The 23,081-nt window shown below is 36.5% G+C and carries 16 protein-coding genes and 1 pseudogene; 9 read left to right on the forward strand and 8 right to left on the reverse strand.

The features are described 5' to 3' along the window. Window positions 1-66: 66 nt before the first annotated feature. The 8 genes from MQE36_RS00045 to MQE36_RS00080 all read left to right on the forward strand — a co-directional run bounded on the left by MQE36_RS00045 (window position 67) and on the right by MQE36_RS00080 (window position 8,297). The gene (locus MQE36_RS00045; RefSeq protein ID WP_242937168.1) at window positions 67-1,305 is read left to right on the forward strand and encodes an amidohydrolase family protein; all 1,239 of its coding nucleotides are present in this window, start codon (window positions 67-69) and stop codon (window positions 1,303-1,305) included. A 12-nt stretch (window positions 1,306-1,317) separates the two neighbouring features. Then, on the forward strand, window positions 1,318-2,481 hold the full coding sequence (locus tag MQE36_RS00050) for a TlpA disulfide reductase family protein (RefSeq protein WP_242937169.1): 1,164 nt from the start codon (window positions 1,318-1,320) through the stop codon (window positions 2,479-2,481). A gap of 154 nt (window positions 2,482-2,635) precedes the next feature. Further along, window positions 2,636-3,736, forward strand: coding sequence for a TlpA disulfide reductase family protein (locus tag MQE36_RS00055; RefSeq protein WP_242937170.1), 1,101 nt, complete (start codon window positions 2,636-2,638; stop codon window positions 3,734-3,736). A 298-nt stretch (window positions 3,737-4,034) separates the two neighbouring features. After that, complete coding sequence (locus MQE36_RS00060; protein WP_242937171.1) at window positions 4,035-4,898, forward strand: helix-turn-helix domain-containing protein; 864 nt, start codon at window positions 4,035-4,037, stop codon at window positions 4,896-4,898. A gap of 666 nt (window positions 4,899-5,564) precedes the next feature. Continuing rightward, on the forward strand, window positions 5,565-6,014 hold the full coding sequence (locus MQE36_RS00065) for a DoxX family protein (RefSeq protein ID WP_242937172.1): 450 nt from the start codon (window positions 5,565-5,567) through the stop codon (window positions 6,012-6,014). 92 nt (window positions 6,015-6,106) lie between these two features. Further along, window positions 6,107-6,751 carry an alpha/beta hydrolase gene (locus MQE36_RS00070; RefSeq protein ID WP_242937173.1) on the forward strand — a complete coding sequence of 215 codons (645 nt, stop codon included), beginning with the start codon at window positions 6,107-6,109 and terminating at the stop codon, window positions 6,749-6,751. 181 nt (window positions 6,752-6,932) lie between these two features. Next, complete coding sequence (locus MQE36_RS00075; RefSeq protein ID WP_242937174.1) at window positions 6,933-7,682, forward strand: ester cyclase; 750 nt, start codon at window positions 6,933-6,935, stop codon at window positions 7,680-7,682. A 189-nt stretch (window positions 7,683-7,871) separates the two neighbouring features. After that, a complete protein-coding gene (locus MQE36_RS00080; RefSeq protein WP_242937175.1) occupies window positions 7,872-8,297 on the forward strand; it encodes an SRPBCC family protein in 426 nt (141 codons plus the stop codon). Between the two features lie 673 nt (window positions 8,298-8,970). Here the strand turns inward: MQE36_RS00080 and MQE36_RS00085 are convergent. The 5 genes from MQE36_RS00085 to MQE36_RS00105 all read right to left on the reverse strand — a co-directional run bounded on the left by MQE36_RS00085 (window position 8,971) and on the right by MQE36_RS00105 (window position 20,067). After that, window positions 8,971-11,268, reverse strand: coding sequence for a glycosyl hydrolase family 95 catalytic domain-containing protein (locus tag MQE36_RS00085; protein WP_242937176.1), 2,298 nt, complete (start codon window positions 11,266-11,268; stop codon window positions 8,971-8,973). A gap of 186 nt (window positions 11,269-11,454) precedes the next feature. Next, complete coding sequence (locus MQE36_RS00090) at window positions 11,455-13,053, reverse strand: arylsulfatase (protein WP_242937177.1); 1,599 nt, start codon at window positions 13,051-13,053, stop codon at window positions 11,455-11,457. A gap of 434 nt (window positions 13,054-13,487) precedes the next feature. Beyond that, complete coding sequence (locus MQE36_RS00095) at window positions 13,488-15,341, reverse strand: RagB/SusD family nutrient uptake outer membrane protein (RefSeq protein ID WP_242937178.1); 1,854 nt, start codon at window positions 15,339-15,341, stop codon at window positions 13,488-13,490. Window positions 15,342-15,352: 11 nt separating this feature from the next. Next, a complete protein-coding gene (locus MQE36_RS00100; protein WP_242937179.1) occupies window positions 15,353-18,805 on the reverse strand; it encodes a SusC/RagA family TonB-linked outer membrane protein in 3,453 nt (1,150 codons plus the stop codon). Between the two features lie 95 nt (window positions 18,806-18,900). Continuing rightward, window positions 18,901-20,067, reverse strand: a complete 1,167-nt coding sequence (locus MQE36_RS00105) for a FecR family protein (RefSeq protein WP_242937180.1) — start codon at window positions 20,065-20,067, stop codon at window positions 18,901-18,903. 109 nt (window positions 20,068-20,176) lie between these two features. On the opposite strand from MQE36_RS00105, the gene MQE36_RS00110 reads away from it, so the two are divergent. After that, window positions 20,177-20,788 carry an RNA polymerase sigma factor gene (locus MQE36_RS00110; RefSeq protein WP_242937181.1) on the forward strand — a complete coding sequence of 204 codons (612 nt, stop codon included), beginning with the start codon at window positions 20,177-20,179 and terminating at the stop codon, window positions 20,786-20,788. Window positions 20,789-20,922: 134 nt separating this feature from the next. On the opposite strand, the pseudogene MQE36_RS00115 reads toward MQE36_RS00110, so the two are convergent. From MQE36_RS00115 to MQE36_RS00125, 3 genes and pseudogenes are all read right to left on the reverse strand, one after another. After that, window positions 20,923-21,234, reverse strand: a pseudogene (locus MQE36_RS00115) (tyrosine-type recombinase/integrase); the annotation flags it as partial. A gap of 132 nt (window positions 21,235-21,366) precedes the next feature. Then, window positions 21,367-22,002 carry an SDR family oxidoreductase gene (locus tag MQE36_RS00120; protein WP_242937182.1) on the reverse strand — a complete coding sequence of 212 codons (636 nt, stop codon included), beginning with the start codon at window positions 22,000-22,002 and terminating at the stop codon, window positions 21,367-21,369. Between the two features lie 56 nt (window positions 22,003-22,058). Then, on the reverse strand, window positions 22,059-23,081 hold the full coding sequence (locus MQE36_RS00125; protein WP_242937183.1) for an alpha/beta hydrolase family protein: 1,023 nt from the start codon (window positions 23,079-23,081) through the stop codon (window positions 22,059-22,061).

Here is a 23,081-nt window from a genome sequence, read left to right on the forward strand (position 1 = left end):
ACACTTTACAGGTTCAGGATGGTATTGCTGATCAGATTTTTCACCCATTATTTAAACGAAATAAACATGAACAAATTACAGTACTATGTAATGTGCCTGGTGTTTGTAATGATATTACATACCAATATCAGGGCACAACAACAATCAGATCCCATATTATTGCGGAATGTATTTATAGTTGACGTAACATCGGTCTCTTCACCGAAAAAAGGGGCTATCCTGGTAGAAGGAACCGAAATTTCCGAGGTCTTTTACGATAAGGACAGTATCGCCGGTTTTAAGGGAACGGTATTCGATCTGTCGGGAAAGTATGTAATACCCGGACTGATAGATGCTCATGTACACCTGGCTACCGTACCGAAGCCTGACCTTTCCGAAAACCGGAAAGAAACCGAAAAAGTATTGCACAAGATGTTGTATGCCGGGATCACTACGGTACGGGATATGGCAGGAAATGCAGTGTTACTCGGATATTACGAGAGAGCATCGGCGCTACAGCAGATCCCTGCCCCGGAAATTTATTATGCGGCCCAGTTTGCCGGTCCCGGTTATTTTGATATGATAAATACACATTCGGATGACCAGCGTCAGGGTTACAGTCCGTGGAGCAGGATAATCACCGACACTACAGACATCCGACAGGTTGTAGCAGAAGCCAAAGGAGCCGGTGTTACCGGCATCAAGATATACAATGACCTTTCAGCCGGATTGGTAAAGAAGATTACAGCAGAAGCACACAGGCAACATTTACAGGCCTGGAGCCATGCAGCAGTTTTTCCGGCCATGCCTGCAGATGTGGCTGTAGCAGGAGTGAACAGTATGTCGCATGCTTTCGATATGGCCCATGAGGTGAATCCCGATATGTCGGCTAAAATGGAACCGATAGACGAAAGACGTCTGGATAAAGTATTCGGTATGATGAAGGCCAATAACATTATTCTCGACCCTACCAATTTGCTTGCCGAGAACAATGGGCTGGAAAACAGTGTTCGCATAACAAAAAGAGCTAAGGAAAAAGGGGTCGAAATAGTAGCAGGGACCGACTGGCCTTATACTATGGATAACAGTATTCCCTTGGTGGAAGAATTACAATTATTAGTAAATAAATGTGGTTTTACTCCCTTTGAAGCTTTAAAGAGTGCTACAAATACAGGTGCAAAAGCGATAGGTTTAAACGACAGGGGGATTATACAAAAAGGGAAAAGGGCCGATCTGGTTATTTTATCAGGCAATCCGCTTGAGGACCTGAACCGGTTACTGAATCCGGAGCTGATAATTAAAGGAGGAAAAATATATAAACCATAATAACGACACCTAATGAAACTAAAAACACAATACCTTTCGTTTATCGCCTGTGCCATAAGTTTAACCATATGGGTTGGATGCACATCCGAAAAGCAGCGCCTAGTAAAAATACAAGGAGAGATAAATGGGCTTAAAAGTGAGAAAGTGATATTGCTGAATCCTTATTTTCAGCCTGTAGATACGGTGATCTCCCGGGAAGGGCATTTTGAATTTGCAATACAAGCCCGGGAAGATGGTCCGGTATACCGGGAGATATATATCCCTTCACTCGGCAACCTCAATTATAGCCAGACAAGAAACAGGATCGGTTTTTTTACAGACGGAAAGGTCGTAGTCCTAAAAGCCGGGATAGACAAAGGAAGCCTTCAGCATATAGAAGTATCCGGTTCCCCTGCTTATGAGGAAATGAACCTCCTGGATAAGAATTTCCCGGCAAGCATAGCCCTCGATCGGTATAGCGAAGAATACAATGCAGCATTTAAAGCGTATAATGAAGTAGAACAATCGGAAGAGAATCGAAAACGATTAAACTATTATTCTGCCATCATAGATTCTCTTTTTAAAGTGAAACGCGAGAATATTATAGCTGCAATAGATCACAACAAAAACAGTACAGCCTTGTCCTTTATAGTATATAATAATTTCAGGAATGAACCTACCGGTTTTTTAAAGGACATTATAAACCGTTTTTCTCCTTCAGCCCAAAAACGGTTCTATTTAAAGGCACTAAACGATAAAGTGAAATTACAGGAAGCATCGGATGTAGGTGCAGCCGCTCCCGATTTTTCTCTTGAAACCAGTGAAGGAAAACAGTTGCAGTTGTCTTCTTTCAGGGGAAAGTTTGTTTTGATGGATTTTTGGGCATCGTGGTGCGGCCCCTGCAAAAAGGAAATCCCAAATGTAATTGAGAATTACAAGCGGTTTAAGGATAATGGACTGGAAGTACTTGCAATATCAATAGACGATAGTGAAGAAAAATGGGAGAAAGGCATGGCTGAAGCAAATATGCCCTACCATCAATTGCTCGACCGTAACAAACACACAATGGATATATATCAATACAGAGGCATTCCTTATATGGTGCTTGTAGACCCAAAAGGCGTAATAATAGCCAAGGGAGATGCGCTAAGGGGAGAAGCACTGGAGAAAACATTAAACAAATTTTTAAAAGAATAGATTGTATGAAACGAACATCAAGAAATTTAAAAATTAATTCATAAAAGGAAATGTTTAAATTTCTTAATGTGAGAACGGAGCACAGCAGAGTGGTTGCATACGTTCTTAAATTTTTAATTATTTCATTTTCAATCAATTACAAAATTTTAAACGTATGAAACGAACATTTTTGATGATATTAGGAATGGCAATTGCATGTTGTTCTTGTTCAACCAGGCAAAAAAAAGCTGTCATTAAAGGAGTTTTTGCTAATGAGCGTTTTAACGGTGCCCATGTAAAACTTATACATACCGACGGAGCTTATGAGGTAGCAGATTCCACGCTTGTAGAGGGAGGTGTCTACAGCTTTGAAATAGCATGCGGGAAACCTTCGGTATATGAGGTTAGGGTAGAAGGCAACTACGGGCAGCCGGTACTTTTTATAGAACCTTCCGGAAGTTATAATCTGAGTTATGGAAAAGAGAAAGGAGCCCCATCCTTAGAGATTAAGAATTCGCCCGAACAAGAAAAGTATGAACACTATGTCGATAATGTACTGAAGGTGTATGAGGAATCGGCTCATGCCGTACAGGCCGATACCACGTTGCCGGAAACACTGAAGAATGAAAAGCTGAGCAGTTTGTTTGAAGAACGAATGCAAAGATCATATCGGTTTATAAAGGAAAATCCGCGATCGCTGGTCTCGTTGTATGTATTGTATAGCGATAACAGAATGGGCGCCCTTAAATACAAAGACCTGGTAAAATGGATGGAAGCCGGCGATATTGCATTATTTGAAGACTATGATATGTATAAGGAGATCGTAAAGATAAAAGATCAACAGGCTGCTTTACAGTTAACAGGAAAGAATGCTCCCGATTTTACCTTAAACAGGCCGGACGGAACAGAAGTTAAATTGTCTTCGCTAACCGGAAAGTATGTATTGCTCGATTTCTGGGCATCGTGGTGCAAGCCATGCAGGAAAGAAAATAGGCATCTCAGGGAGTTGTATGCTCAATACAAAGACAAACCTTTTGAGATCGTATCCGTTTCTATGGATAATAACAAGGAAGCCTGGGAAAAAGCCATTGAAGAAGACGGGATTACATGGATCAATGTCTCAGACCTCAAAGGCTTTAAGGAATCGGAAGTGAGGGAAGCATACCATGTAAAGTATATGCCTACTACTTTTTTATTGGATAAGGAAGGGATGGTTATAGACCAGAACCTTGACCATAAATCACTGGGGGAGCAACTTGAAGAAATTTTTAAATAGTTTGAAAACAGGCTTTAAAGTAAACTACCTCGGGGCAAGCCCACGAGAAGGCCAAGCGTAAAGAAAAGGTCTGGCAGACCTTTTTAGCTATGGAGCCGGCCGGCACATGGCAAAACATTTCGACGCTTGTCCCGTGAAGTTCTTCAGAAACATTTCACGGGACAAGCGTCTTAGTTCACGTGCTATCGGGATAAACCTCGGTTCTCGAGTAAAAAAGTAATTATTTCTGTTTTTAATATGATTTTCAAATACAAAAGGTATACATTTATGTTGTTTATTGTTTTTTACAGTTTGTTGAATGAAAAAAAATAAAGATATTACATCCTTTGATGTCTATGACTATTTAAATTACACTTTTTTCAAGGACTCAAAGCTACCTTATTTAATGGTAGATAGTAATATTTATAAAAAAGCTTCCATTGATTTTCCTATTAGAAATACTTTCTATGGTATTGCCCTTACTAACCCGGGTAATGTCCGGGTAAAAATTGCCTGCCAAAATTACACTATTAAAAATAACAGTTTAATATTACTTGGCCCCGGAATTGTATCGCAATGGATGACAGATTCCGATGCTCCGACCGATACAATCCTATTTCAGGAAACCTTGCTGGAAAAGCTGGTATCCCCCGTCTTTTTAAGTTCGTTGCCTTTTTTTCAACCAGGAGGACACCATGTTTTTGAATTGAAAAATCAAGAATATAAAAAGATAAAGACGTTTTTTTTATTAATGAGCCGGTTTACGAAAGAACCAAATATTTTACCCGGCATTGTATATTCGTTATTAGAATACATAAAAACACTCTACTATAAGCATTTAATTAATAATCAAACTACATTAAATATAAAAGAAAATCAGGTTCTTACATTTAAATCGTTGGTAGCCAAATACTTTCGGGAGCAAAAACAAGTAAGTTTTTACGCTTCGAAAATGAATATCACACCTAAGTATCTTAGTGAATTTTTACTTTCAGAAACTGGAAAAACGGCAAAGAATCATATTATTGATGTTGTTATTCTTGATGCCAAAAGCTTATTAAAACAAACATCCTTAAGTGTTCAGGAAATATCTTTTATATTAGGTTATACCGAACCTTCGTATTTTTCTAAAATCTTTAAAAAGATAGAAAGTATATCCCCATTGGAATACCGTAGGAAGTAAACTACCCCGGGGCAAACCCATGAGAGGGGCAAGTGTCGGAGCATTTAAATCTCGATGATCGAGTAACCTTTTTAAGCATGGATCAAAAATGTCCCTTCTATTTTTTTGATCAAGCTGAACACCATATCCGTAAAGGCTTACAACGAAACCCTGAAAGAGGCTTCTACAAGAAATATCTATAAAATTGTAGCTTCCATACGAACCCATTGTAAAAGTGCAGATCTTCTAACTTCATCAGTCGATATTTTTCCAACAACTTGTGTCCAACATCATAAGTCCGGTATGTTTGTTGGTATATAAATATTAAATCCAGTCATAATTATTTCCCCGGCAGTGATAGAAACACACCATAACCGTCCCTGTAATGTGTAATGAATCAAGCCTGCCCTATATCGGAAACAATAAAGGCCAGTATGTGCTTTTGTGGTCCAGTCCAATCTCAATCTATCAGGAAACCTGAGCCGGTTAAAACACCTTCCCCACGCAATGGGAATGTTATTTTCCCTGGCTAAATTGTAAAGAAAAATGTACCATTTCTACCGAAAAACAGACATCTAACCTATTGATTACAAATGTAAATTCGCTAATGAATGATTTGTGAAAATATATAAATACACATGATATTTCCTATTTCGGAATTAAGGAACCTTTCAAATCTATAATATTATGAAAACACTTTTTATTATAATGAGTCGGGCTTTTAGACTTAACAGCAGTATTCCCCCACTCATCTTAAGAGTTAGTCTAGGAATCGTTATGTTACCGCATGGTTATAGCAAAATAACCAATATAAATGGCGCCATAGAACATCTTATTCAGGACTATAACTTGCCCTTGGCTATAGCTATCACAATAGTAATTATAGAATTCTTTGCTTCCTTATTCCTATTGGTTGGACTCGAGAGTCGAATAATGGCATTTTTAATTTTTATTGTTATGACAGGTGCCGTGCCGTACCATTGGAACAATGGCTTTTTTATGAATTGGTTTGGGAAACAAGAAGGGGAAGGTTTTGAGTATCACTTGCTTGCAGCAGGTATCGCCTTGACGATTATTTTTTTAGGCGGAGGAAAATACTCATTAGATGCAAAATTGCTCAAAAGAGAAAAATTGTAAAATGTTGATTATGATTAAAAATCAACACCAAAACACCATTTTTATTGATATTAATATTCATTGTTTGTTCTGCTGGTAAAAAACATAAAATTATGGACACTACGATTTCTAAAGAAGAACTGACTCAAACAAGAACTTTTTTCAATACTTTGGAGACTATTTACCCGCCTTCAGAAGGTGTTCCCTTCAATAGAGAGAAAATTAATGGCGTGGTTACCTATACATGCTGCCCGCAAGAGACAAAACGAAATAGAATATTACGCTATGTACACGGTGGTTCATTTGCTTTGGGGGGCATTGAATCTCATAAAGCATTTATAAGTCATTTTTCCAAAAAAACACAAACAAAAATAGTTTTTGTTAAGTATGACACACCCCTTAAACACCCATATTCCAATGGGTTAAAGGATTTTAAACCTGTTTATCAGGAAATATATGTTCGAAACAAGGAGAGCCGTATGATAACAGGAGGCGACAGTGCGGATGGTATAGACATCAATACTTTAACGCCATCAAACTTATCTTTTTCAACATTCCCACCAAGCCTGATTATGGTTGGGAAAGATGAAATACTATATGACGGTGGCAAAAACCTCGTTAAGACCATAAAGAAAAATCAACCTGATTTAATTTTAGTAGAATTTGAAGGAGTGTCCCATGTTTGGCCACTAACCGATATTTCTTCAGGGTCCTCTCAAAAGCTATTTCAAAAGATCAATAAATTTTTAAATCACTGAATCTAATTTCATCATTGCATCTGGCTTCGTTTAAGAAAATAAAACATGGTCTTTCATAACTGTCCCAACACTAAAAAATATGGAATCAAATCAAAAAAAACTGTTTTTGTTATTGCTATTAATCCAATTATTGCATTCGGCAAAGGCCCAGGAAAACATAAACCATTTAAGACCTATAACCATGGAATCAAAAATTAAAATACAAAATCAGAACAAAGAACTTATCAAACACCTATATAATGTGGTAATAAATGGAAGAAAATGGGATGAGTTACCAAACATGATATCAAAAAAATATACCAACGAAAAGGGACATAAAGGAGTCAGAGCATTTAAAAAAGACATCAGTGATGTTATTAACATTTTTCCGGATGCTTTATGGGCTATCGAAAAACTAATCTCTGAAGATAACAATGTTGTTGTCAGACAAACAATAAAGAAAACTCATAAAAAGATCCCCGGTAATAATTCAATATCACATGATACCATGTACAGCCAGGGATATGTTATTTATACTTTGGAAAATGGAAAAATTTTTGACTCTGAAATATTGATGAATGCACCTGCATTTTCGCAACAGCCTGCCCATATACCCAAGCCGTTGGATGAACCAAGTTCAAATGTATATTTCGTTGACAGATTTATTGTTCCTATAGAAGCATATTCTGAGTTCATGAAGAAGATGTCTCTCAGCAGAAATATCATTAAAAAGCTTCCAGGCTTTATCAAAGATGAAGTAATGATAAATGATGAGAACGACAACACAGTAAAAGTAATTACCATAGCACTTTGGAAAAACTTAGAGCATTTTGAAAACGCAAAAGAACGTGCCTTTGAAGAATACAAAAAAGTGAATTTTGACCCAAAAACCTTTACTCAAAGATTGGGGATTCAAAGAGTAAGGGAAGTATACAAATCTTATGAAGAATAACTCTTTTCCCGGGTTTCCAGCAGTTATGGTTTATAAAAACCTAAAACATTTTGACAAGGTATTACCAATGATATTAATGGTATTTCCCCAACAAAGTACAAGTTACCTGCAAACTTAAAAAACGAAATGAAATACTTATTCCTTACAATACTACTACTATCGTATTTCGAATCGAAAAGCCAAAACATTATGGAAATAAAAAAAGAACGGACAATAAAAGCATCGCCTACGGTGGTCTGGAATGTCTTAACAGAACCCAGGCATATTAAAAGATGGTTGGGCGTAGAAACAGAATCGAACTGGAAAGTCGACAGCGAGCTGCTCTTCAAATTCTCTTGGGACGGAAAAGAATATGTCGATAAGGGGAATATTATCCATCTTGAAGAAAACAAACTCTTTGTTTATACCTTTTGGAGCAACTTTTCAAGACTACCGGACAAACCTGAAAACTATTCAAAAATTCGGTTTGATCTCGAAGAAAAAGGTATAATAACCGTGCTAAAACTAACACATTCCGAAATCAAAAACCGAACGATGCGCGAACATTCAGAAAAAAACTGGGAAGAGACATTGGATCAAATAAAAAGCATCGCGGAATCGATAAAAAATAACTAAAACCAAAAATTAACAATACATCATCGAAATTACGGCTGATTTGACTATGTCAGAATCTACTCGGAAAGAGTATAACTCAAAAAGGGAACTGTACGGGAAATAATCGTTTACATATATACAGCAGGGCTTATTGATTTCTGTGTTAAACATCAAGTAAGTCCTCTTGTTTTATTAAAAAATCAGGAAGATAGAGCTGGGATTGCTATAGAAGAAGCTTTTGTACTGAAAAACTGGAATTATTATGAGCTTATGACCAAAGTACAAGGTTGAGAAAGATGGTATTAAACTTATTACAGGTTAAAGAATTTATCAAGGGTGCGTACACCCGTAAGGTAAAATTGATAATAATACTCACTAAATATGAGTAGTATATGCAACCGATTCACATTAGATAAATTAGTCAATTCTAAATCCGACAGTCGCACAGCAATAATAAGGTAGTATCTCCCCAAACCAAAAAAGAAGCTGACTCTTGGCAGCTTCTTTAAACGAGAGCTTTCCTTTTTGAAAATTCCTTAAATCATCTCTTATAACAAAACTTCTTGCAATAAAATTTAAATGATTAACTTATATCCCCCCGATACAAAAGCTATCCATCAAATATAAAGTCAGCATCATTTACATCTCTACTATCAAATAAACCTGTTATCTGAAACATTTATTATTCTTTGCGTTAATCCATAATCGTTATTTCCTGACCAGGCTTTGTTTTAATTATAATAACTCCGTTTTTAATTTTGTACGCTGTATTAATTTTTAAATCCTTACTGTTAATAGGGTCTTGCAGTTTTAAAACACCTCCTTTTTCAGAAAGAACAGTAACCCTTACAACTTTACCTTCTTTCTTTTGTACAGAAACCAAAAATGCTCCTTCGGTCCTTAATTGTTGAAATCCAATATCTTTCCAACTTTCAGGAACGGCTGGAAATATTTTTATGACCCCCGTATGGCTTTGAATCAACATTTCCTGAATGGCTGCTGCAAATGCAAAATTACCTTCTAAGGTGAAGGGACGATACTTAAACTTGGAATATCCTCTATTGAATTGCTCTCCGTTTACATGAAAAGAATTGGGCAAACAGAAATTCTCAGCAAAAATTCTCAAGGTCTTTGCTGCCCCTTCCCCATCAAAAGCTCTCGCCTGTAAATTCCCCAACCAACTAAACGAATATCCTGTAAAATAATCGGTTCCGGCTTTAATCAACTGGCCTAATGTATTATTTATCAATTGTTTATCCTTATCGCCACCCGAGTAATCAATCAATCCATACGGATGGAACGCCATTAGATGCGATAAATGCCTGTGGGATTGGGTATAAGGATTATCAGGTGCTACCATTAATCCGCTTTGGTCATCGATAGCAAAATAAGGCCATTCTTTGAGTTGTTCCTTCCACTTCTTTGCTTCTTTATTCTTACCCAATTCCTGGGCCAATTCTGCAGCCCTCCCGTATGTCCATCGAATAGTAGCCAAATCAAAATTAGTAGTTTCGCCGAACCAGGCTTTTCTGGAATTGTTATGTATTTCCGGACTTGAACTAATGGGTAGTTTACGTAATCCTGATTCATCTTTAACAGAAATTTCCTGAAAAAGAATAGCTACATCTCTAATCCAGGGATAAGCATGTTCCTTTAAGAACTCTCTGTCCATTGAGTAACGCCAATGCAAATAAAAATGCTGTCCCAACCAACCTGAAACTGTGGGCCCAAAAGCGTACTGTATCCATCCTCCCATAGGCTCTCCTGTTAAAGTAGTAACCCCCGGAACGGCTAATCCGTCAGATTCAAAATATGTTTTAGTATATTTTTTAAAACTTTTTTTATTGGCTACCAACCATTCTAAAAAGCCGATCTCTAGATCGAGATGATTTCCTGAATAAGAAGGCCAATAGCTTAATTGGGTATTTAAATCGTGATGAAAATCTCCTTTCCACGGTGGTAACTTTCCATTGTCGGCAGTCCATACGGCCTGAAGTGAGATAGGAGGTGCTCCTGATCTTGCCGAAGAGCCAAATTTATATTGCTCCATATACCACTGTTTTTCCAAAACATGATCTGGTAATTGTATTGACGATTTACTCCAAAAATTATCCCACCATTGTGAATGATCTCGTAATGCATTTTCAAAGCTTTTTTCATTATTCATTGTCGACACAACATCTTCTGTTCGAAATAAATCAATTTTATTTTTGGAGTTTGTGATAATGCTCCATTTACCTATGATGGTTTTATCTACATAAGTCCACGCTACGCTAACCTTATATTTAAAACCTCCCCAGCCTTCCTGAATATACTCCAGCCGGTTATTACCCCCAATCTGTTTTCCATTTGAATAACCAAGTTTACGCAGGTCCTGGCCTTTAACCGGAGATGCATCGGTATCCGATCCTTTATCATAAACCGGAGGAATTAACATCGGTTTAAAATCTTCATCGACCCCCTTAAACTTAAACCAGCCTTCATTTTTGGATGCGTGAACAAACGATGAAAACTCTATATCCGAGTCCCATTTCACCTTACACAGCGCATTATTTAAAGAAAGGCTAACTTTTTTAACATCACCAAAAGAGCTGATATCAAACTCTATAGCTGCTCCCGGGATTTTAGAAGGAGCCGGGGACCTGTCGTAGGGAACATCAAATTTATCCTGTACATCCTTGTACTGATCAGACTTCCATTTCTCGTAAACCCATGAGAACTTAAATTCAGGGCTATTTAAATTTTCCATTGGCCTTAAATCCCATAGATAAACATTGTCTAAGGACATTCTTAAATGGTCGTTCTTTTGCCAAATAAGCGCCCCTATAAATCCATTTCCCAAAGGAACCCCTTCATCCCAACTTTTAGCCAGGTTGGCAAACTCTAATAAATGGTTGTTTGTCTTAATAGTTGTACTATTCTGTGATTGTACGTGGAAACTAAAACACATTACCATCAAGGATAAAACGACCTTCCTTAAACCTTTATTCATTTTAATTAAATTTTTATTTTTTAATCATTCTTTTGCCAGAAAAATGATTCGTGCGATTTCTTAACTTTTCAAAAATTATTCTGCCATAATGTCGATGATTCAAAAAGACAGACCTTCATTCTTCCTAACAGATGGATGCAATTATATTTTGTTTTATATAAACATCTCTTTCACTAATAGTTTGCTCTATTTTATATAGATAAAGTTCCTACTATAACTGATTGAACCATTTATTAAGTTACCGTCGCATTTTTGAATCAATTCAGATTTTAATGTTTCTACTTTTTCAGGATACTGTTTTGAAAGGTCGGTGGTTTCTTTATAATCATCCGGCAAATAGTATAATTGGTATATTTTTTTAGGTGCGAAGTATCTGAGTTTCCACCCGTCCTTTGTTATTAAGGCCGGTCCCATAAAAGAAGCAAATGCTATAGAATTACGATCTTTAGTCTTCTTGCTTTTCTTACCCAAGAATTCATTAAAATAAGAGACTCCATCCTTTTTTTCTTTTATTTTAATGTCAAGCATATCTGCCATTGTCGCCATAAAATCGTAGTTAGCTACCAGCTTTTCGGACTGTGCCCCCGATTTTACTTTTTTCGGCCAGTAGACGAACAAAGGGACTTTAACTCCTCCATTCCAATTACTACGTTTGAGACCAGCCTGTCCTTTATTACCATTAAAAATATCACCGCCAATTTCACTATAGAATTTATCGGTAATATTGTTAAAAGGCTCCCCGGTTTTCATGTTCTTATATGGCTTGGCAGTGCGTCCTTCATAATTATAATAGAGTTCATGACCGTTATCGGATGAAAAAACAATCATTGTATTTTCGGCAATCCCCAGCGTTTCCAACTCATTAAAAATGACCCCTAAATCGTCATCCAATCTCTTCACCATTGAGGCATAAGCCTTTTCTATTAGAGTAAGTGAGTCGCTAAAGGCTACTTCAGGATGAATAGCAGGTATCGCTACAGGACCATGAGGAAGCTGTGTTGGATGATATAAAAAGAAAGGTTTCTCTTTATTTTCCCTAATGAACTCTAACATTTTACTCAAAAATAAGTCCTGAGAATAGACTGTTTTGCCATTCATATCCCACCGATCTTTTTCCTGTTGCTCATCAGATCCGGACTCTCCTGTTTTGGCTGCATCCGGATGTGTGTTTCCCGGTATAGAAACGCGCTTGCCATTTTCGTGTAGGAACATAGGATAAAATCCGTGACATTGTGTATGGTCGTAATAGCCGTAATGGTAATTCCACCCATGATTATCTATTTGTTTTGAAGTAGTTACAAAACCATAGTCCAACTTCCCTATTTGTCCTGTTACATAACCGGCAGCCTTGAATATTTGCGGGAGATAAGTAATATCCGGTTCTTTTCCAATTGCGGAGTTAATTGCATTCTGAATCACCTCGTCTTTTGATTCATCTACAGCAGCTTCTTTATAACTTCTTCCCGTGGTTAACACATATTTATTTTCGCGGCAGTCATTATATCCGGTAAGGAAAGTAGCTCTTGAAGGGGCGCAAAAGGTACTGGAATATGAATTATTAAAAACAATTCCTTGTTGAGCCAGCTTATCGATATTAGGTGTTGTAAAATGTTTTTGTCCGTAATAAGAAAGCAGACCTTCTCCCAAATCATCTGCCATGATATAAATTACATTGGGTTTATTGATATCGCGTGACTTATTTTTCTGCGCATGTATAACATGAATGTTTACAAATACCAGAACCCAAATAATTTTGGAGATAGATTTCATAAAATTAGTTCTCATAAGTGTACTTAAATGATTTTTCAACTGGTTGTTTGGTGTCTATATTTAGATGCTTTATTATGATAATCAAAAGGATGTCAAGCTATTTTAAAACTTGTCCTTTCCCTACCAGAATACTCTCTGTCTGGCCGGTATCAGATCGGGTAACCAAGAACTTGTCCCGGTGAAGTATTCCCGAAGGGCTTTCACAAGAACAACTCCGGGATTATTTATTAGTTATGGTAAACACGACGTTTTTAATTTGATTATGTTTCAATTTATGATTGAACCCGCTTCAGACTCTATATGTGAATATGAAAGTTCCTTTTTTTCAACCAATTTAAGGAAAGTCCAAATGGGTTCAATCTGTATACTGATTAACTCGATAATTGAGACTTATCCCGTATAGCTACGGGGATATCAAATGTCCATTATCATTAAATACTTCTTTACGATTATTCCCATAGAGGATTCTGCTCCAAATTAGGGTTGAGTGTTCTCTGATTCAAAGGAACAGGATATAAATAATAATGCTCTTGCCAACCTAATCCCATTTGAACAACGTCATCAACGCGGTAGCAACGACCAGCATCATCGCCTGACTCTACCCATTTTAGTGAGCTTGGATTGCCTTCACGCGGTATTCTTACCCCCAGTGGTTGCTGATTTATGAAATAGTCAGCCTTTTTCCAACGTCTGATATCATCAAAACCAAAACCTTCTCCCATTAATTCTACCATACGTTCTCTTCGTATTTCCCAAAGTACTGCCGGAACTTCCGGGTCTCTGTTTGGATCAAAAGCATCAGAGATATCTGCCACAATCATGTTTGTCACTCCTGCTCTTGGCCGCAATTTGTTGATTGTTATATCCGCTACTTCCTGATTGAATTTGCCCAATTCGAACATGGTTTCTGCATAGTTTAACAACACTTCTTCGAGATGAAAAATCGGAGAGTCTGTAGTAGAGAACGCTGCACCTCCTGTTACATTGGTAGCCACATTATAAAACATGTTTATATAATAACCACAATAGTTAGATACAGGTGCTAATGAATTTGCCGATCCTTTGATATGCGGCATCCTGTCAATAGTAAAAGGTTGCCAGCTCAAAACAGGAAATGGTCTGTTTCCGGTTACATCCAGATTATTCATTAAATCTATGTATTCACGATCTTGAGGATTACCTGTATGCTCCCAATCTACATTGTTACCATTTATTCTATTTACTTTATATGGAGGAAAAACACGATACAATAATCTAAGATCCCTGTTTCTGAATTCATCATATATGGTGGTATCCCCATCATACACTTCACTGGTTGCTATTGGTTTTCCGTCTGTGCATAAATAACGTTCTAAGGTGCGGGCATGCATTTCTACAACCTGTCCGCCTCCCCTTTCGTGCCTGGAAAATGGTTGCATTATAATATTTGTAGCGTATTCTTTGTATAAAATTGTACCCGGGTATGTACTTAAGTCTTCTGTTGACCAACGATGCTGAAAGTTATTGCCGACAGAAGGATACTTATCTATAAGCATTTTAGACACTCGTTCTGCCTCTTGTAAATAGGTAAGCCCATCCTGAAGTCCATGATAATTACGCCATGTACCTTCACGAAGTCCAAATCTTGACAACAAAGCACGAACACAATCCTGATTTATGGTATTATTACCATCGCCGGCAATTTTAATATGCTCTTCTGCATATTTTAGATCTCTCAAAATATTTGAAGCTACAAGATCGCGTGAATCACGTGATCCGTAAATAATGTCTGTCTGATTTTCATTTACAACATGTTCGATCCACGGAACTCCTCCAAAACGACTTAATAATTCCATATAATGATATGACCTAAAAAAGAGTCCTACGGAACGCCAATGCTCCTTTTCACTTTCAGTCATTTCTGAATTGTCAATATTATCAAGCATGACATTAACGGTTCTTATATATGAGTAATCCCAGCCTCCCGGTGCATTTTCAACACTTACTGTTTGCCAGGCCCATCTGTTTCTTCCGTTAGGTCTGTAGAGATAATTAGCTTCCACATCACCAGCATATACAGACCCGCTGTTTTGAATACGTTGTAAATGACTTCCAGCGGAAAAAATATCGTATAATGACCATGCATAGGTTTTAAAATTATCGTACGATCTGAAGGCTGTCTGCTCCGTATACTTATCCTGAGGAAGTTCGTTAAGAAAATCATCGTCACAACTTGCGGCGATTAAAACAACAAGTATGAAAAGTGTTGTTTTTAGTAAGCGAAGTTTTTTTATGGCTTTTTTATTTTTATTGTGAATATTCATATTTTTCTCGTTTAAAAATTTACATTAATACCAATAGATGAAGTCGTGTAGTTTGGATAAGACCAAGCCGTTGACTCCGGATCTACCCCCTGAACCAGATTTGTAAATGTAAACAGGTTTTCACCGCTATAAAATATACTTAATTCGCCCAATCCTAATTTTTCAATTACGTTTTTAGGAAGCTTGTAGCTTAATGTTACATTTTTAACCCGCAAGTATGATGCATCTTGCAAAAATTTAGTTTGGACTCTTTGGTTAACTCCATGTGCTTCTTGTGTATTGGCATAAATACGCCCGTAATACGCATTAGTGTTTTCAGGAGTCCAATAATCTAACTGGTGACTTTGAAGTGTTGAGAAGTACCCGGAGTGTGGAAACATTACATCTCCTCCAACCCATAGATTTCTTTTGGCAACACCTTGTAAAATGAATGAAAAGCTAAAATTTTTATAGTCTAGAAAACCATTAAATCCATAACTATATCGAGGTGTTGTATTACCTATAATTCTTCTATCTCCAGAATTCTCCAGAGTGTTCTCTCCTGCATCAATAGTATTAACAGAAGTTTCAGAATCTCTTAAGTTCTTATATTTTATATCTCCTTCATGTGATATAACCCCATTAATTCTAACAACCTCCTCTTTTAAAGTACCATCTGAATTAAAATCAGATGCAGTATAGAAGCCATCTGTTTCATACCCCCATATTTCACCAATTTCCATTCCTATATAATAGTTATTTAAGCCTCCGCTTCCACCAATCATAAGTGCATTATTCTCATTTCGATATTTGGTAATCACTGCCTTTGAATCGCTTATAACCACACCTAATCCATACGATAATTTCTCGGTATTTCCGCCTTTCCAGTTCAAGGTAAGTTCCCAACCGGTGGTTTTTAAGTCAGCAGCATTCTGTAATGGTGCAGGCGCACCTGCTACCGCCGGGAAGTCAAGTCCGGGTGCCAGCATACCTATAGTTTGACGTTTAAAAATCTCAAAAGCTCCTGTTAGCCTATTCCTGAAGGCGCCAAAATCAACCCCTCCATTGAGACTCTCTACTTTTTCCCATGTATAGTTAGACCTTACCAGACCAGGGGTTGTCAGACTTGTTGGTTGCTGATCATTGTTGATCCAGTTTGCATTGAAAGGATTCATCGTTGCCAAAAAGCCATAATTACCTATATTCTGATTCCCTAAGGATCCAAGCGAACCTCTTATTTTAAAAAATGACAGGGTATTTTCTACTGGTTTAAAAAATGGCTCTCTCGAAATAACCCAACCTGCAGAAACTGATGGAAAGAAACCATTTCGGTAGCCGTCAGGAAACTTAGAGCTCAGATCATAACGTCCGTTAAAGCTTACTAAATACTTTTCCTTATAGTTATAACTCAACCTTCCAAAAGCACCCCTGAGCGTATATCGATCATAAGCATCGTCTGTTTCCGGTGGTGTAGCTCCTGTTGTTCCTCCTAAAGAGGGTTGCTCATTACTGATTTGAAGAAATGAACGCGACCAATGAGACTCATAATTACGCTCTTCCTGGTTAAATCCGACAAGAGACTCAAAGTTGTGTACGTTTTTGAACGATTTATTATAATTGGCAAAAAGGTTTAATGTTTTATAAGTTCTTAATTCATTTGCCAAATAAAACGTTGTATTTTGATCTGATGGATTCAAGGCATCTTGTAGCCCTTGTTGAAGTAGAAAATAGTTATTGTACCTTCTGTTTTTCTGACTATTTTGCTGATAGGAATAATCGAATGTTATTTTTAAATCTTCTATGAGTTTTATCTCCGTATGTGAAAACAGACGAATATTATTGTTTTTCCAAGTTTGCTTGGTTCCGTATTTTATGGCATTTTCCGGGGTTTGTACCGGATATTCCTCCCCTTGGTACGGAATTGTACCTTCAGGGTGATATGACGGGTAGTCGGTTCGGAAAAGTCCAAAAGAACCGGTATTGGGATATCCTCGATCATCCGCAGCATATTTAACATCCAGTGATGTAGTTAACCAAGGCGTTACATCGGAGCTAACATATGATGAGATATTCGTTCTTTTATAAGAGTCTTTATCCGTAATTAAAACACCATCTTCATCTAATTGCCCAAATGAAATTCTGTAACTGCTCTTTTCTGAACCACCAACAATAGATAGGTTATGCATACTTTTAAATCCTCCGAAACTTTCAAACATATCTTCCACCACATTTGTTTCTTTTAAGAAGTACTTGGTCCCGTTTACTTCTGTCCATCCTAGCGGATATTTTGAAGGATCTGCAATATATTCATTAAGGAGATCTAGCCATAAATCTATATTTTGCCCGGACCAGTATGCGTCATATCCCATATCTTTTAAGGCTGTTACAGTCTCGAGGGGTGAAGCTGCTTCTAAAATATTGATAGGTTTAGATACAGAAAAATTGTTGGTGTATCGGATAGACGGCTTTTGATTTGATTTCCCTTTTTTTGTTGTAATCAAAACTACTCCGAATGAGGCCCGGGCTCCATAAATAGCTGCAGCCGAAGCGTCTTTAAGTACTGTAATACTCTCTATATCATTAAGGTTTAGCATTTTCAGGTTTTCCATTACAGTATTATCTACAAGTATTAATGGTCCTCCTCCGTTTATAGATGTTATCCCTCTGATATTAAAACTATTATCTCCTCCAGGTAGTACGGAAGTCGATGTTGTAAATCCAGACATTGTACCTTGTAATGCCGAACCTAAGCTCGTTACCGGCCTGCTTCCAAGTACTTCATCCATTTTAACCTGACTAACAGCTCCAGTAAGATCTTTTTTCTTTTGTGTTCCAAACCCCACCACAACAACTTCATCTAAAGCTGCCGCTTCCTCTTCTAAAATTACTTTTATATGCCCTGAGCTTGTAGCCTGAATCTCCTGAGTTTTAAACCCAATAAAAGATATTACCAAGGTTACCGGCTGATTTGATACAAGGAGTGTGAAATTACCATCAAAATCAGACTGTACTCCATTAGTTGTCCCTTTTTCCAGAATGTTGGCTCCCGGCATTGGTTGTCCATCTTTATCTACAACAATCCCATTAATTTCATGCTTTTGAATAGTTGGCATCAACAATGTTTCACTGATAACTATCACATTGTTTTCCATTAAGTCCAGTTTGTATTTTTTACTGGAAATAATACTCTTTAACAATTCGTTAGCTTCAATTTTTCCTTTTTTAAGGTGTACTTTCGGAGTATTCTTAAACAGATCTCTTTCGTAAAGAAAAGAATAGTCTGTTTGCGTTCTTATAAGGTCAAAAACCTCATCGATGGTTAAAACTTTGTCTTCATTAATTGTAACTTTTGTATTTTGAGAAAATACATTGTGTGTAGTAAAACTAAAGACGGTGGTGCAAAATAAGAATATAAAGGTTCTCATCATTAAAAGTAAAATCCTCTTCCACTTACCAGAAGAGTAATTGGTAAAATTTAAATTCATAAATTTGTGTTTTAGTTAGTTAAACTATTTAATTAATTAAGGATTCAGAGGGGATAAAGAGTAGTACTGTGGCGGTATCATCTTTACTCCCTTTTTTATTTTATTATTACTTTATCTTCTTTTATCTCATAAGCGCTGATTAGATTTGTTTTATTAATGGCTTTTAATAACACTTCCAGTGATTGGTCTTTTTTAAGTACCCCATTAAACATGGCATTTTCTAACTCTGAATTTTCAAAAATGACCTCTACATCATACCAGCGAGAAATTACAGTCATAATTTCTTTAAGAGATTTGCTCTTAAAACTGAAAAGTCCTTTTCTCCATGAAGTTTCTCCATAAACATCTACGTTTCTGACTTCAATATCTTTTTGATCTATATTTGTGACAGACTGCTGATTAGGAAGTAATTTTTGTTGTTGATCACCAAAATTAACAGTTACTTTCCCTTCTACCAGTGTTGTATAGATGTTTGTTTCTTCTTTATAAGCTTTTATATTAAACTCAGTTCCCAAAACTTCAACTTCCTGAGACTGATTGAAAACCTTAAACCTGGCCCCTTTATGTGCTGTACTTGGAGATACATCGAAGTAAGCTTCTCCATAGATCAATTCTACTTCACGAGATTCACCATCAATAAAAGCAACCGGATATTTTAATTGCGATTCAGAGTTTAGCCAAACTTCTGTCCCGTCTGATAAAACCACATGAAACTGTCCGCCCCTAGGAATAGTAAGGTAGTTATACACCACCTCTTTTCCCCTTTTTTTATCTGCTTCATATACAATCTCTTCTCCATTGCTATTGGCATTTTGTGTTTGCAAAGAACTTCCTTTTTCCAACGCAATTTGCGAACCGTCTTCTAAAGTCAGGGTTGCCTTGTCGGTACCCGGCTCTATTTGACTGTTTACTACAGTAGATGTACCATACGCTGTAGCTTCTTTAAAAGCAAATTCATTTAATAGATAAACAGATGCAAAACCTATTGCAATGACAGCGGCTGCATTTCTTAATGCATTGTATGTTTTTAACTTACGATCTCTTCGTTTCTTCAACCGGATTTTTTGCAGATACTCTTCTTTGGCACTTACAACATCAAACTCATTGAAATTGCTATCCATTACATAATTTATTTTAACATGGTTTTTAAATATTTGTTTGTTCTCCTCTTTCTTTAACCAATTTGATAATATCTCCAAATCGTCAATATCAGCTGCATTCATCAAATACTTAACCAGTATTTTTTCTATTTTTTGATCCATTTTAAAGGAACCCTTTTTTATTATTACGTATGTCAAATCTACCCACCCACAAAATCGAATAAAAAATTATTTTCTTAAGTTTACCATTACATTAAATTTTAATTAAACTATGTCTTCAGATTTCTCAGATAACGATATTCTGGTTAAGTATTTAAAGCTGGGGCATGAAGATGCTTACGCTTATTTAATGGATCATTATTATGAAAAATTATGTGTCTATGCCAAAAGCTTATGCAAAGATGTTTATTTATCTGAGGATATCGTTCAAAACATATTTATGAGGGTTTGGGAAGGGAGACAAAAATTAAAGGATAATTACTCCGTAAAGAATTATCTATATCAAAGTGTCTATAATGAGTTCATCAATCAATATCGCAAAAAAGCGCACCTACTGAATCTTGAAAAAGAATATATTAATACGCTAAATACGATATTGGAAGAAGAAGACACTCATGAGCTTGCCAGATTAATAACTTTGGTAAAGCAGGAAATACAACACCTTCCTCCGAAATGCAAAGAGATATTTATCATGGGTAAAGAAGAAGGACTTACTTATGGTGAAATTGCAGAACACCTAGGAATATCTTTTAGAACAGTAGAAAATCAAATGAGCAAGGCTTTTTCAATTATCAGGGAAAAAGCAGGAGAAAAACTAGACATTATTTTATATTTCATGTTCGGTAAACATGTATTGTCTGCAAATCATAAAATGAAAGATTGAGCTCGTGTCTTCATAATTGGGCATTATTTTAAACCAGTTTTTGACTATATTTTAAAAAGGATTCAACTGTAGAAAAGTCAAATCCTCGATGAATTTTATTTATACACTTTACGGGATAGTATCGAAATCTTCTCTCAAACGATTCTTAAATGTTCAAATTCAGTTTTTGTGTACTGTTGGCTCTTTTTTGATTTCATTTTTAGCTGCCTCATATCCTTGCTGATCTTCTTTTCTATCACCCTGGCATACTTTTGTGTCGTAGATAATTTTGTATGGCCCAACATCTTGGAAACCGTTTCTATAGGTACATCATTTAAAAGTGTTACTATAGTAGCAAAGGTATGTCTGGCAATATGGAAATTCAGATTCTTTTTGATGCCGCAGGCATCGGCAATCTCCTTCAAATAAGAATTCAGCTTTTGGTTGGATATTTTAGGAAAGAGCCTACCCTGAGCAACGGCTTTATAATTGTTCCAGTATTTTTCAATTTCAGGATGATGAAGGCATTCTAATGACACTCCCTTTCCTAACATCCCTGTAGACCCGGTTATAATGACTTTTTTCATCTCAAGCTTAATTTAATAAAAAGCTGGTTGATCACCTTCGGTTCCTGGTTTGTTTATACCCACGCTTGCTTTAATATCTATCTCTGGATGTTGGATAATTTCAGCTATATAATTCCCTACACTTTTACGAGATACTTCGGTTCCTTTAAAATCTTCACCTTTTTGAGTCTTTTCAAAATTCACCTCATCTTTATTGGTTAACCAGGCGGGTCTAACAATGGTATAGTCTAAATCGGAAGCTTCAATTATATCAGCAGCTTTTCTATAGGTTTTTAAAGCTCCTCCAATCATTTTATCATTCCACTCTCCAAATTTACCTGGTATTTCATTGTAAATACCCAATGAGGTTACAAAAATCAATCTTTTGGGTTTACTTTCTTCCATTTCATTAATGATTGCTTGAGCCAAATCTTCCATTGGACCAGAAAGATTTGCATATACAATATCTTTGTCCTTTAAGGCTTCTTTTAGGTCTAATGTATTCAATACATCGCCTTCGATAATTTGTATATGTGAATTTTTAAATCGCTTTATTTTATTAGAACTTCTCACAAAAAGGGTTAAATTGATATTGTTATCGTTTTGTAACTTTTCTATAGTATGTTGAGCAATTGCACCACTAGCTCCTAATATGAGTACATTTTTCATAATTCTGTTATATTATAAAGCCGAAGCATAACTTCGGCCTTATGGTTAATGCTATTTTATTTCATATGTGAATCAAGGAAAGCCAATACTTTCTCTGGTGTTCTACCAAAATAGTTATAACCATCTTTGAAACGGTGTGTTGTTCCTTCAATCCAAAACAATTCTTTTTCTTTGCTTGGAATGGTTGCAAAAGTGGCTTCAGCATCACCCGGATTTTCTACCCACGCATCGTTTTTTACTTGCCACATAAGCAAAGGCATTTTGATGTTTTTGGTGTATAATTTTGGATCCATTTCATCACGAGTAAACCCTCCAGCTCTAATCAATTCAAAATCTAATAAATCTAAATACTCACTTACTCCTAATAATTTAGAGAATGCATTATAAATAGACCGCATAGAAGGCACTAACGGACTGCACATACATTTTACATTCTCAAACAATTCAGGTTGTTTATCGATAGCTACGTATTGGGAACAGCCTCCCATACATTGACTATAAAGAGCTACCTTCATTTTGTTTAATCGAGGATGTTCATCGACATATTTTTTTACACCTACACAATCTCTCCACTCTAACAATCCGATACCACACATACCATCGTTGGCAGTACCGCTTTGACCGTGATTACGAATATCGTAAGCCAATACATTGTAACCTGCATCGGTTAAATGTTTCATCTGTATTACGAAGTCTATTTCTACCGCTTCAAAACCACTCCAAGGCTCTCCCATATGTCCTTGAAAACCTGCTCTGCTCATTGGTAGTGCATGATTGAAAATAACAAGTTTATCGCTTTCGCCTCCTTTGGCAGGAATATACCATCCGTTTAAAGGTACGCCATCATCTGCTTGAAAATAGATATCTTCCCATCCTTTCATTCCGTAATCATCCGGAGTTTTGTGCAATAAACTTCTCCATTCCCTTTTGCAAACTTTTACCATACCCATAATTTTGGCATAGTCTTCTTCTGAAATTTTGTTCATCTGGTCAACAGCATTTTCCATCATTTCTTTTGACATTCTTGCTGTACTTGTTGGCTGATTTTCGATACCAGCTAAATTTATTTGATGTTCCAT

This window comes from Zhouia spongiae (assembly GCF_022760175.1).
Lineage (GTDB): Bacteria > Bacteroidota > Bacteroidia > Flavobacteriales > Flavobacteriaceae > Zhouia > Zhouia spongiae.